This is a genomic window from Spiroplasma endosymbiont of Zeiraphera isertana, assembly GCF_964030805.1.
Lineage (GTDB): Bacteria > Bacillota_I > Bacilli_A > Mycoplasmatales > VBWQ01 > Spiroplasma_E.
This window is the reverse complement of sequence record NZ_OZ034965.1, coordinates 729,238-741,028: the sequence shown is the minus strand read 5'-3', so window position 1 is coordinate 741,028 and position 11,791 is coordinate 729,238. Positions and strand designations below refer to the sequence as shown.

Here is an 11,791-nt window from a genome sequence, read left to right as displayed (position 1 = left end):
AATGTTGTTTACATAAATGACATTCTTTTTTTATGTTTTCTAATTTCTTTATATTGATATATTAAATAAGGACTTGTAATAATAATTGGTATTGTTATCAATGCATATTTAATTAATTTTCCATAATTACCTAATTTAGTTATAATATTTAATCCGATATGACCAAACATAGGAAATAACGTTAATATTAAATGGTCAGGTCAAGTAAAATTATATTGATTAGTATAATTACCTATTCCTATTGATATTGGTATTTTAGGTATTAATCAAGGTGTTATTGTAAAAAATAATGTTATAAACATACCAAGACTATGACTAGTTATTTTTAAAATATTTGATATTAAAATTTTAATTTTATCAATATGAGTACTATTTTTATTAAATCAAATCTTATTTAATCTTTTATATTCTTTATTATCTTTACTTAATGGATTAATAGTATTTCATATACCAATTGGTTTAATTGGTTTATCTAATTCAATAATAATTATCACCTACTTTCATGTTTTATAAAAATTAGAATTTTGTTTAATTTTTATATATTTTCTTGTATGTAAAAAATTTTTTAATAATTGTTTTCTTTCATATCTTCGTTGATTACTTCCTATTTCATTTTTAGATAAAGTTTTATATTCTTTTAATTTAAAAAAACCTTTTTCTAATCTATTAATAAAATTCATAGTTTTTTGTACATTAATATTATTAGGATAAATTACACTAGTATCTTGTGAACCATAATATTTACCTTTTTTTGCTAATTCACTTTTAACATATTTTCTTAATTGACTTGGTAATCATTTTCTATTTCAAAATTTTCAAAATATTGTTCCAGCACCAGAACCATTTTTACCTTTAGCTTGTGTCATTAATATTCATATTTCTTGTGGAAATGTTGGATAAGTATATGGACCATATCATATTTGTCTTTTATCATTATCACTTTGAAATAACGTAGTTAAAGTTCCAATTTTTAAATTTTTATCGGACTTCTCCCCACATGTACTTGTGGAGGAAACAATGAAATTGAATGAGTTCAACAATATATTTCAAACAGAAAAAGATTGTTTGAAATATATAGCAAGTTTGAAGGAAAACAAATGTATGAGGTGTTCTTGAACAAATTTGAATACTTCTGATTTAAGAAGAATAAGATGTTTGAAATGTCATCAAACATTTAGTATTCTTCATGACACCATTTTTTACAAGTCACAAACACCTTTGACATCTTGGTTTTATCTCATCTTTAGATGAATAAACACCAAACATGGAATTCCATCAACTGATGTTGCAAAAGAATTGGGAGTAACTTTGAAAACTGCTTGAAGAATGGGTCATAAAATCCGAAGTGCAATTGCAAAACAAGAACCTCAATTCATTGTTGAGGGCATAGTGCAAATGGATGAAATGTATCTTTCACATATGGGTTTTAAAAAACAAGGAAGATCCTTAAAAAATAAAACTTTGATTGTTGGGATTTATGAAAAAACAACCAATAATTTAATTGTGAAAGTGTTGAAAAATGCAAATCAAAAAAATCTTTTGCAATTTGCAAGAAACCACATTTCTTCAAAGTGTGATGTACATACTGATTCTTGAAAAGGATATCGCCGTTTTAAATCAGTTTTCACTAAGCATGAAACAGTTAACCATCAAGATGGCTATGTTTCAAAAACTGGTGTAAACATAAACCAGATTGAATCGGCATGAAAGCACATCAGACGAACATTTAAAACACATATCAAAGTTGAAAAACATCATGTTCATTTATACGCAAAAGAATCGGCATATAAATTCAACAATATACCTAGTTTTGAAACTGTAATGTTATGTTTGATTTAAAAATGTGGGGAGAAGTCCGTAGATAGGCTTTTCTCAGCATTTATGTGATAAAATTTAAAAATAGTACATAAAGGGAGAAAAGCCATTTTTATTATCAACAATAAATCTTCCTTTTTTAAATCATGAACTTGATAATACTTCTCATGCATTTTCTGGTATTTCTTCTTCATTTTCTTTAAATAAATTATTAAATTTATTAACATAATTTTTAACAGTTCTAATTTCTGTTGGCATAATAGAATTTTTCAAACTATTTATTGGATTTTTAAATTTATTAATTTCATTTTGTAATATAGATAATTCACTTGGTTTTAATATACTTGTTAATTTTTTAAGTATATTTGGATTAAAAACACTATATGGTTGATGTATTTCTTTTTCACTAATATTTTCACTATCAAATACTGCTTTTAATGATTGATTTTTATAATAATTTTTTAAAGCATTTATTAATGCTAATTTAATATCATTACTTGCTAATGCATAATATATTCATTCAATAATTAAAGGTAACATTATAAACTCATATGATTATAATCTCAATTTAATGAAGCTGGATAGGTTACACTTTATTGGACACTAATTACGTAGACAAGTGAACAAATTAGTTAAAAGAAAGGAACTATAATTATGGCCAATATTAACTCATATACCTACGCATTTAAGAAACAAATAGTAGCTTTATATCAAAGTGGTAAGTCAGTGTCTTGTCTTGCTAAAGAGTACAATGTTACAAGAGCAGCTACTTATAATTGAATTAAGCAATTTACTAATTCAGGTAGTTTTAAATCTAAAGATAATCGTTCTGTTGAAGAAAATGAATTAATTAAATTAAGAAAAGAATTAAAACAGTTACGAATGGAAAATGATATTTTAAAGCAAGCAGCACTAATAATAGGCAGAAAATAGAGATTATTATCAATAATAAATGTAAATATAAAATTCGTACAATGTGTCGTTTTTTAAAGCTCTCTAAATCAACATATTATTTTAATTTCAAGAAAAAAGAAAAAAATCAAAATAATATGTATGATGAAGCTGTTATTAGTGCTTTTAAAGAAAATAAAGAAATTTATGGCACAAGAAGATTAAAAGTCATATTAGAAAACCAAGAAATTTATTTATCAAGACGAAAAATTAAAAAAATTATGAATAAACATAATTTAATATCAAAATACACTAAATTAAGACACAAAAATCATCATAATAAAGTCAATGATAGTCAAATAACTAATCTTGTTAATAGAAACTTTAAGAATAGGATTAAAAATGAAGTTATTGTTAGTGATTTAACTTATGTTCAAGTAAATGGTAAGTGAAACTATATTTGTTTATTAATAGACCTATTTAACCGCGAAATTATTGGACATAGTGTAGGCACTAAAAAAGATGCATCATTAGTATATGAAGCATTTATGCAATCAAATCGCTGTTTAAAAGATATTCAAATATTTCATAGCGATCGAGGTAATGAATTTAATAATAAAATTATTGATAAACTTTTACTAGCATTCAATATTACTCGCTCTTTAAGCAAAAAAGGTTGTCCTTATGACAATGCTGTTGCTGAAGCAACTTTTAAAACTTTCAAAACTGAATTTATTAATGATAAAAATTTTACATCATTAATCCAATTAAAATTAGAATTATTTTTTAATTTTCAAAAAAACTCTTGATGAAATAAAAAAAATCATCAACCTGGCCTAAAATTTTATTTTATTTAATTTTGGGATTTATTTTTTTTACAAACTGAAATATAATGCTTCAGATTTTGCATAAGGTGATATTTTATAATGTTGGTATTTAAATTTTCATAAATTGAGGTAATTTTGAATATTGGTAAATCCAATGCCATGATAATGAGTAATAAATTCTTTTAAACTTGATTGTATTTTACTGATATTACTTAAATTTTTATAATTTAATTCTTTATTTTCTTTTGATTTAAATTTCTTGAAAGTACATTTTGTTTGTTTAGCTACTGTATCATATAGTATTTGCATATCACAAACTATAATTTATTTTTCTTCGATAAGCTTAGATGTTAAATTTTCTTGTACTCATTTTTTTGTTAATCTTTTAGTATTTGTTGTTTGAGCATAAATATTTTTATTTTCATCAATTGCCATTTCAATACAACAGTTTAAATCTTTAGCATTTTCTTCAATTCATTTTTTTCTTGGATCATCTGGATTTTTGAAATTTCCTTTATGAATTTCTTTGATAAAAGTTTCATCAATTTCAATTCTACCTTTTAATTTTGTGAATGGTTTTTGTGTTTTTGCTAATTGTGATGATTTCATAAATTTTTGACGATTAAATCATGCTGATGTTTTTGAAATTTTAGCAAATTGAGAAATAGTATAAGCAGATTGACCTAACAATGACAATCAAATTATTCAATCTCATTGTTCATGAGATAAATGACTTCAATGTAAAAAATGATTTCTTAAAGCATCAAAGCTACTTTTACAATCTTTGCATAAATATTTTTGCTTATTATTCTTAAAACCATTTTTTACACATCAATAAGATTTACAATTTGGACATTGAATTCCTTTTTCTTTAAATTTTTTATCAATTGCATCTAATTTTTCTTTTTTTTCAATTTGTTTAATTCTATTTTTAAAATGTCTAATAATTTTTATAAATTCTTCATCTTTTTTGTTTTTTAAAACATCAATTAATTCGTTATTAGTCACAAAAAATCACCCCTGATATAAAAATATTACTTTTAATTTAAAATTAAAAGTAATATCAAGATTTTTTGTGAAAATTAAAAGAATTATTTGATTATATCAATTGATATAACAACATACGAATTCATAGCACTTTAAACTACCTAACTCCAGTTAATTATCAAAAACAAATGTCTACCAAAAAAATAGTCCTAAAAAAGGTTGCCATTCCAATTCATAAGTACTAACTCTTCGTGGAAATTTTGCTGCTTCAGGAATGTAACCAATATGTTTCTTGGCAGCAACACTTCAAGCATTTTTTCCATAAATAAGTAATTCACCTTTAGTTACTAACATTGCACTTACTAAACACTTGATAGTAGTTGTTTTACCTGAACCATTTGGTCCAATAAAACCATGAATAGTTCCTTTTGGAACAGTAATTATGGCATTATCTACTGCAACAAATTTTTTGAAGTTTTTTTGTTAAATTTCCAATTTCAATAGCATATTCAGAATACTCACGATTATCATTAACAACATAATTAGTATTAAAAATATGAATTTTTTTCTTTAACGACATTTTTAAAATTTTTTAACATATTTAAAAAATCCTTTCTTTTTTGAATTTAAAATTCTTTTTTATTATTTTTTGACTTTGATCTAATTTTTTTTATGACTTTATATATAATGAATATTAATAAACTTAAAGCACCAACTACCAAAATAAATACTATTAACATACTTAACATTGGAGTACCACCAGTAGTAGTAGCATCATCTTTTGTATACTTAGCAACATTTTCTAAAAAATTTCATACACACATATTTATTTTCTCCTTTGCTTTTGAATAAAATATTTAATTATTTTTTTATTTAATGCACTTTTAAAATATAATTATTGATAATTATTTGTAAGGATATAATGGCGTTTTGTGGTTTTTAAAATTAAGACTATTCTAAAAATATTTATTTTTTAACAAATAATATTTTTAGTATTTTAAAATGGTATTTTACGTTTTTGTAAAAATACAAATCAATTGTTTACTTACTAAATATTTTAATAAGAACGTACTTATTTTCATCACTATATTTTTTTTACTAATTGTAAAATGAAATTAATTTTTATTATATGTATTATGTTTTAAATTTATTAGACTTGGTGCCAAACCTTTAATTTTAACAATTTAACGATTATTATTAATATTAAAGGTGATAGTTATTATGTTGAAAAAATATAAAGATGATCAAGAATTTTATAGTTTAGTCGGCATAAAGCCACAAACATTTTATAAAATGCTTGAAATTTTAAAAATTGCTGAGTCTAAACAAAAATATTATGGTGGTAGAAAAAATAAAATTGTAATTGAAGAGCGTTTATTAATGACTTTAGAATATTGAAAAGACTATAGTAGTTATAGAGTTATTGCAAAAAGATATAATATTAGTCATACTAGTTGCATTCGTAATATTTTTTGAATTGAAAATATTTTAATAAAAAGCGGAATTTTTAATTTACCTGGAAAAAAAGATTTAACAAAAAATAAAGGTACTAATAATAATTTGTTAGCTATTGATGCTACTGAAACTCCAATTGAAAGAATTAAAAAAAACTAAAATTACTTTTTTCAGGTAAAAAGAAACATCATTCTCTCAAATCCCAAATAATTATTGATATTTCCGATGGAAAAATTATTTCAACTGCTTTTTGTTTTGGAAGCATTCATGATTTTAAATTGCTTCTAAAATCTAAAACTTTTATTCATCCAGAAAAACAAGTTTTTGTTGATTCGGGTTATCAAGGTATACAAAATATTCATAAAAATACATTTTTGCCATTTTAAAAAAGTAAATACAATCAATTAACACCAATTCAAAAAGAATACAATAAAACTTTAAGTAAAATTAGAATTAAAATTGAACACGTATTTGCTAAACTAAAACGTTTTAAAATTTTAAGTTTAAAATATCGCAATAAAATACGAAGATTTGCATTAAGATTTAATTTAATAGCGGGAATATATAATTTTGAATTACCTTAGTTTTGCACCAAGTCTAATGAATTAAACTCATTTTTCAACCATTAACAACTATATAGTCTTTTAAAATTTTATCTTTTAAAAAAACCTTTTTATTTTTACTATTAAAACTTATGTTTCTTTTAATAACTTTAGAATTGATTATAGAAATATCTTTTAATTTTCAAAAAAACTCTTGATGAAATAAAAAAAATCATCAACCTGGCCTAAAATTTGATTTTATTTAATTTTGGGATTTATTTTTTTTACAAACCGAAATATAATGCTTCAGATTTTGCATAAGGTGATATTTTATAATGTTGGTATTTAAATTTTCATAAATTGAGGTAATTTTGAATATTGGTAAATCCAATGCCATGATAATGAGTAATAAATTCTTTTAAACTTGATTGTATTTTACTGATATTACTTAAATTTTTATAATTTAATTCTTTATTTTCTTTTGATTTAAATTTCTTGAGAGTACATTTTGTTTGTTTAGCTACTGTATCATATAGTATTTGCATATCACAAACTATAATTGATTTTTCTTCGATAAGCTTAGATGTTAAATTTTCTTGTACTCATTTTTTTGTTAATCTTTTAGTATTTGTTGTTTGAGCATAAATATTTTTATTTTCATCAATTGCCATTTCAATACAACAGTTTAAATCTTTAGCATTTTCTTCAATTCATTTTTTTCTTGGATCATCTGGATTTTTGAAATTTCCTTTATGAATTTCTTTGATAAAAGTTTCATCAATTTCAATTCTACCTTTTAATTTTGTGAATGGTTTTTGTGTTTTTGCTAATTGTGATGATTTCATAAATTTTTGACGATTAAATCATGCTGATGTTTTTGAAATTTTAGCAAATTGAGAAATAGTATAAGCAGATTGACCTAACAATGACAATCAAATTATTCAATCTCATTGTTCATGAGATAAATGACTTCAATAGACTTGGTGCAAAACTAAGGTAATTCAAAATTATATATTCCTGCTATTAAATTAAATCTTAATGCAAATCTTCGTATTTTATTGCGATATTTTAAACTTAAAATTTTAAAACGTTTTAGTTTAGCAAATACGTGTTCAATTTTAATTCTAATTTTACTTAAAGTTTTATTGTATTCTTTTTGAATTGGTGTTAATTGATTGTATTTACTTTTTTTAAATGGCAAAAATGTATTTTTATGAATATTTTGTATACCTTGATAAACTGAATCAACAAAAACTTGTTTTTCTGGATGAATAAAAGTTTTAGATTTTAGAAGCAATTTAAAATCATGAATGCTTCCAAAACAAAAAGCAGTTGAAATAATTTTTCCATTGGAAATATCAATAATTATTTGGGATTTGAGAGAATGATGTTTCTTTTTACCTGAAAAAAGTAATTTTAGTTTTTTTTAATTCTTTCAATTGGAGTTTCAGTAGCATCAATAGCTAACAAATTATTATTAGTACCTTTATTTTTTGTTAAATCTTTTTTTCCAGGTAAATTAAAAATTCCGCTTTTTATTAAAATATTTTCAATTCAAAAAATATTACGAATGCAACTAGTATGACTAATATTATATCTTTTTGCAATAACTCTATAACTACTATAGTCTTTTCAATATTCTAAAGTCATTAATAAACGCTCTTCAATTACAATTTTATTTTTTCTACCACCATAATATTTTTGTTTAGACTCAGCAATTTTTAAAATTTCAAACATTTTATAAAATGTTTGTGGCTTTATGCCGACTAAACTATAAAATTCTTGATCATCTTTATATTTTTTCAACATAATAACTATCACCTTTAATATTAATAATAATCGTTAAATTGTTAAAATTAAAGGTTTTGCACCAAGTCTAATGTAAAAAATGATTTCTTAAAGCATCAAAGCTACTTTTACAATCTTTGCATAAATATTTTTGCTTATTATTCTTAAAACCATTTTTTACACATCAATAAGATTTACAATTTGGACATTGAATTCCTTTTTCTTTAAATTTTTTATCAATTGCATCTAATTTTTCTTTTTTCTCAATTTGTTTAATTCTATTTTTAAAATGTCTAATAATTTTTATAAATTCTTCATCTTTTTTGTTTTTTAAAACATCAATTAATTCATTATTAGTAACAAAAAATCACCCCTGATATAAAAATATTACTTTTAATTTTAAATTAAAAGTAATATCAAGATTTTTTGTGAAAATTAAAAGAAATATCAGAAACTAATAATTTTGAATTACTACTATTAGTAGTAGTATTTAACAACAAAGTATAGTTTTCTTCATTTTCGGCAAGTAATAAAAATATACTTCATAATTGTTTTAAAAAAACTAAAATATTAATTTTATTTTCATTATTAATGAAGATAGCTTTAATACCTTGATAATTAAAAATAAATAAAGTTAACTTAATTATTTGCGTAATACTAAAAGTAAAAAAACATTTAAAAAGATTTAAAAATAAACGAAAAACTAAAATATATATAAAAATAAAAGGAATAACAGAAAAAATATTAATAGCATTTAATAAATTCAATGTTTGATTAGGAATAGCAACTAAATTGAAAAATAAATTTATAAAAAGAAACAAAAAACTAATAAATTGTAAAGTATATTTTTTTTCCATATTATTATTAATTCCTAAAAAGAAACTAAAAATAAAAAAATAAAAAGTTAAAAGTGTAAAAATAGAAATGAAATAATTTAACATCATAAAATTTTGAAAACGATAAACTTGAGTAACTTGTAAACTATTATTAAAAACAATATTGTATGGTAAAACTTGCGTTAATAAAAACATTAATAATAATAAATAAAAAATCTTTTGATAACTAATATTACCAAAAACATGTTTTCTTTGAAAATTTAATATTTTATAATTAATAACTAATTTATTTTTAATAATTTTAAAAAATAAATATGCAAACTTTAATTGTAAAATTAAAAAGGACACTTATATAAAAATTAAATTGTGTTAGTTCTATAATTAAGAAAAGAAAGGAATTAGCGCAATGTATAAGTATCTGAGTATTGAATCAATAATAGCAATAAAAGAATATAAAAATTATGGATTTTCGATTCGTAAAATAGCAAAAATTGTTGATTATAGTAAATCAACCGTATATAGAGTTTGTAGATTATTAAATAAAAACTTATTGCCATTAGAAATATTGAATCAATTTCAAAAAAATAAACAAAATGCAGGCAGAAAATTAATAATTTTAAATTTAACAGAAATTAATAGTATTAATCATTTGTTAATTACTAAAAAGTATGCTCTTGATATAATTGCTAACTTTTTAAAGGAAAATAAAATAAAAAGTATTTCAACAAAAACTTTATATAACATGTTTAAAACAAATCGAATGGGTTTTGATGAAAATAACTTATTGAGAAAAGGCAAAAATAAATCTCACAAACAAAAAGAAACTAGGGGCAAAATTAATAATTGTAAGTCTATTCATGAAAGAAATTTAATCATTCCTAATATTAAAAATATACAAGAATTTGGTCATTTAGAAGGTGATACTATCATTGGCAAAGATCATAAAAGTTCTATTATTACTTTGGCTGATATATGATCAAAAACCACAATTCCTTTAGTAACTAAAAATCATAAATCAGAAAATATTACGAAAAGTATAATAAAATTTATTTCAAAGTTACAAAAAGGAACAGTTAAAACCATTACTTTTGATCGTGGTAAAGAATTTAGTAAATGAAGATTAATCGAAAAAATTTGTAATGTCAAAATTTATTTTGCAGATCCTGGTAAACCTTGCCAAAGGGGTTTAAATGAAAATAATAATGGTATTTTAAGAAGATATTTACCAAAATCTACAGATCTATCTTCATATAAACAAAAAGATTTAAATTTTATAGCATTTCAAATTAATTCTACACCCAGAAAATCGCTCTCTTATAAAAGACCAATAGATTTAATACAATTATTTTAAAAAAACTGTCCCATTTATATTTACAACTCAGGAAACAAAAAAATTCATAATAAAAAAATTAAAAAAGAAAAATTTGAAAAAATTTGAAAAAAAATATTTATATTACTTTACTACTTTCTTTAATATTTATTAAGAACTTACTTAATGAGTTAGATTATACCAAAATATAATTTTTCTTAAATAAAAAATGAAATAAATAATAAAAGAATTAAATCTAATTAATATAAATTTTAAGGAAATTATCCCCGCATGTACTAGTGTGGAGGAAAAAATGAATTGAAATGAATTCAACAGCATATTTCAAACTGAAAACGATTGTTTGAAATATATAGCGAAGTTGAAAATAATGAAATGCATCAGGTGTGCTTCTTCTAGTTTGAATTCTTCTGATTTGAGAAGAATACGATGTTTGAACTGTAACCAAACATTTAGTATTCTTTATGGAACCATTTTTTATAAGTCACAGACCCAAATGACATCTTGGTTTTATCTCATCTTTAGATGAATAAACACAAAGCATGGCATACCAGCAACCGATGTTGCAAGGGAATTGGGTGTGACCTATAAAACAGCTTGAAGAATGTGTCATGAAATCAGGACTAGAATTGGAAATCAAGATGCAGGTTTCATTGTTGATGGCACAGCACAGATGGATGAAATGTATCTTTCACATTTAGGTTTTAAAAAACAAGGAAGATCCTTGTTGAATAAAACTTTGATTGTTGGAGTTTATGAGAAAACCAGCAACAAACTAATTGTTAAGGTGCTGAAAAATGCAGATGAAAAAAACCTTTTAAGATTTGCATTGAAACACATTTTTACTGAGTGCTGTCTATTTACGGATTCTTGGAAGGGATATGTAAGTTTCAAAAACTTCTATCCCAAACATGAAATCGCAAATCATGAAGTTGGGTATGTGTCACCAACAGGTGTAAACACAAACCAGATTGAATCAGCATGAAAGCACATCCGACGAACTTTCCGAACACACATAAGAGTTTCAAAGCACAATATTCATTTATATGCAAAAGAATCAGCATATAAATTCAATAACATACCTAGTTTTGAAACTGTAATTTTGTGTTTGATTTAAATACATGCGGGGATAATTTCCTAGGTAGGCTTTTATCTCCATTTATGTGATAAAATTTAAAAATAGTACATAAAGGGATAAAAGCCAATTTTAATTTTAAATAAAATATCCTTTCTTTAAACAAATCATAAATGTTTATTCAAAACAATTTATTTGTCTAAAGAAAGGGGTAAATAACTAACGGACTTCTCCCCGCATGTACTTGT

The 11,791-nt window shown here is 22.8% G+C and carries 19 protein-coding genes and 2 pseudogenes; 9 read left to right on the top strand and 12 right to left on the bottom strand.

Going from position 1 to position 11,791, the window contains the following annotated elements; genetic code table 4:
* Positions 1–8: 8 nt before the first annotated feature.
* Together AAHM78_RS05105 and AAHM78_RS05100 are read right to left on the bottom strand one after the other, a co-directional pair.
* Positions 9–494: a hypothetical protein gene (locus AAHM78_RS05105; protein ID WP_342254586.1), complete on the bottom strand. Its 486-nt coding sequence runs from the start codon at positions 492–494 to the stop codon at positions 9–11.
* Complete coding sequence (locus AAHM78_RS05100) at positions 495–866, bottom strand: hypothetical protein (protein WP_342254585.1); 372 nt, start codon at positions 864–866, stop codon at positions 495–497.
* Between the two features lie 151 nt (positions 867–1,017).
* Here AAHM78_RS05100 and AAHM78_RS05095 point away from each other — a divergent pair, with 151 nt between their 5' ends.
* Positions 1,018–1,839: an IS1595 family transposase gene (locus AAHM78_RS05095; protein WP_342254584.1), complete on the top strand. Its 822-nt coding sequence runs from the start codon at positions 1,018–1,020 to the stop codon at positions 1,837–1,839.
* Positions 1,840–1,893: 54 nt separating this feature from the next.
* Here the strand turns inward: AAHM78_RS05095 and AAHM78_RS05090 are convergent, their stop codons facing one another.
* Positions 1,894–2,355, bottom strand: a complete 462-nt coding sequence (locus tag AAHM78_RS05090; protein ID WP_342254583.1) for a hypothetical protein — start codon at positions 2,353–2,355, stop codon at positions 1,894–1,896.
* Positions 2,356–2,469: 114 nt separating this feature from the next.
* Here AAHM78_RS05090 and AAHM78_RS05085 point away from each other — a divergent pair, with 114 nt between their 5' ends.
* Both AAHM78_RS05085 and AAHM78_RS05080 read left to right on the top strand, forming a co-directional pair.
* The gene (locus AAHM78_RS05085; RefSeq protein WP_342254582.1) at positions 2,470–2,748 is read left to right on the top strand and encodes a transposase; all 279 of its coding nucleotides are present in this window, start codon (positions 2,470–2,472) and stop codon (positions 2,746–2,748) included.
* 41 nt (positions 2,749–2,789) lie between these two features.
* Complete coding sequence (locus AAHM78_RS05080; protein ID WP_342254581.1) at positions 2,790–3,563, top strand: IS3 family transposase; 774 nt, start codon at positions 2,790–2,792, stop codon at positions 3,561–3,563.
* 18 nt (positions 3,564–3,581) lie between these two features.
* Here AAHM78_RS05080 and AAHM78_RS05075 read toward each other — a convergent pair whose 3' ends face one another.
* Positions 3,582–3,842: a hypothetical protein gene (locus AAHM78_RS05075; protein WP_342254580.1), complete on the bottom strand. Its 261-nt coding sequence runs from the start codon at positions 3,840–3,842 to the stop codon at positions 3,582–3,584.
* Between the two features lie 15 nt (positions 3,843–3,857).
* Positions 3,858–4,541: an IS1/IS1595 family N-terminal zinc-binding domain-containing protein gene (locus AAHM78_RS05070; protein ID WP_342254579.1), complete on the bottom strand. Its 684-nt coding sequence runs from the start codon at positions 4,539–4,541 to the stop codon at positions 3,858–3,860.
* Positions 4,542–4,621: 80 nt separating this feature from the next.
* Here AAHM78_RS05070 and AAHM78_RS16775 point away from each other — a divergent pair.
* Positions 4,622–4,765 (top strand): annotated as a pseudogene (locus tag AAHM78_RS16775) (IS3 family transposase); the annotation flags it as partial.
* On the opposite strand, the gene AAHM78_RS05065 reads toward AAHM78_RS16775, so the two are convergent.
* Together AAHM78_RS05065 and AAHM78_RS05060 are read right to left on the bottom strand one after the other, a co-directional pair.
* Positions 4,713–4,928 (bottom strand): ATP-binding cassette domain-containing protein, encoded by a 216-nt coding sequence (locus tag AAHM78_RS05065; RefSeq protein ID WP_342255041.1) that lies wholly within the window; start codon positions 4,926–4,928, stop codon positions 4,713–4,715. The pseudogene AAHM78_RS16775 and the gene AAHM78_RS05065 sit on opposite strands and share 53 nt — an antisense overlap.
* A 218-nt stretch (positions 4,929–5,146) precedes the next feature.
* Positions 5,147–5,344: a hypothetical protein gene (locus AAHM78_RS05060; protein WP_342254578.1), complete on the bottom strand. Its 198-nt coding sequence runs from the start codon at positions 5,342–5,344 to the stop codon at positions 5,147–5,149.
* 397 nt (positions 5,345–5,741) lie between these two features.
* Between AAHM78_RS05060 and AAHM78_RS05055 the strand changes: the two genes are divergently transcribed.
* From AAHM78_RS05055 to AAHM78_RS16770, 3 genes and pseudogenes are all read left to right on the top strand, one after another.
* The gene (locus AAHM78_RS05055; protein WP_342252835.1) at positions 5,742–6,134 is read left to right on the top strand and encodes a transposase family protein; all 393 of its coding nucleotides are present in this window, start codon (positions 5,742–5,744) and stop codon (positions 6,132–6,134) included.
* Between the two features lie 50 nt (positions 6,135–6,184).
* On the top strand, positions 6,185–6,361 hold the full coding sequence (locus AAHM78_RS05050; RefSeq protein ID WP_342255040.1) for a hypothetical protein: 177 nt from the start codon (positions 6,185–6,187) through the stop codon (positions 6,359–6,361).
* 15 nt (positions 6,362–6,376) lie between these two features.
* Positions 6,377–6,559, top strand: a pseudogene (locus AAHM78_RS16770) (transposase family protein); the annotation flags it as partial.
* Positions 6,560–6,801: 242 nt separating this feature from the next.
* On the opposite strand, the gene AAHM78_RS05045 reads toward AAHM78_RS16770, so the two are convergent.
* The 5 genes from AAHM78_RS05045 to AAHM78_RS05030 form a co-directional block, all read right to left on the bottom strand.
* Positions 6,802–7,506 carry an IS1595 family transposase gene (locus tag AAHM78_RS05045; protein WP_342254014.1) on the bottom strand — a complete coding sequence of 235 codons (705 nt, stop codon included), beginning with the start codon at positions 7,504–7,506 and terminating at the stop codon, positions 6,802–6,804.
* A gap of 2 nt (positions 7,507–7,508) precedes the next feature.
* Positions 7,509–7,874: a transposase family protein gene (locus tag AAHM78_RS05040; protein WP_342254962.1), complete on the bottom strand. Its 366-nt coding sequence runs from the start codon at positions 7,872–7,874 to the stop codon at positions 7,509–7,511.
* A gap of 59 nt (positions 7,875–7,933) precedes the next feature.
* Positions 7,934–8,326: a transposase family protein gene (locus tag AAHM78_RS05035; RefSeq protein ID WP_342252923.1), complete on the bottom strand. Its 393-nt coding sequence runs from the start codon at positions 8,324–8,326 to the stop codon at positions 7,934–7,936.
* A gap of 67 nt (positions 8,327–8,393) precedes the next feature.
* Positions 8,394–8,519, bottom strand: coding sequence for an IS1/IS1595 family N-terminal zinc-binding domain-containing protein (locus tag AAHM78_RS16765; protein WP_425289789.1), 126 nt, complete (start codon positions 8,517–8,519; stop codon positions 8,394–8,396).
* A 190-nt stretch (positions 8,520–8,709) separates the two neighbouring features.
* Positions 8,710–9,489: a hypothetical protein gene (locus tag AAHM78_RS05030; protein WP_342254577.1), complete on the bottom strand. Its 780-nt coding sequence runs from the start codon at positions 9,487–9,489 to the stop codon at positions 8,710–8,712.
* 58 nt (positions 9,490–9,547) lie between these two features.
* Between AAHM78_RS05030 and AAHM78_RS05025 the strand changes: the two genes are divergently transcribed.
* Positions 9,548–10,492 carry an IS30 family transposase gene (locus tag AAHM78_RS05025; protein WP_342254576.1) on the top strand — a complete coding sequence of 315 codons (945 nt, stop codon included), beginning with the start codon at positions 9,548–9,550 and terminating at the stop codon, positions 10,490–10,492.
* 376 nt (positions 10,493–10,868) lie between these two features.
* A complete protein-coding gene (locus tag AAHM78_RS05020) occupies positions 10,869–11,585 on the top strand; it encodes an IS1595 family transposase (protein WP_342254575.1) in 717 nt (238 codons plus the stop codon).
* Positions 11,586–11,791: the final 206 nt, after the last annotated feature.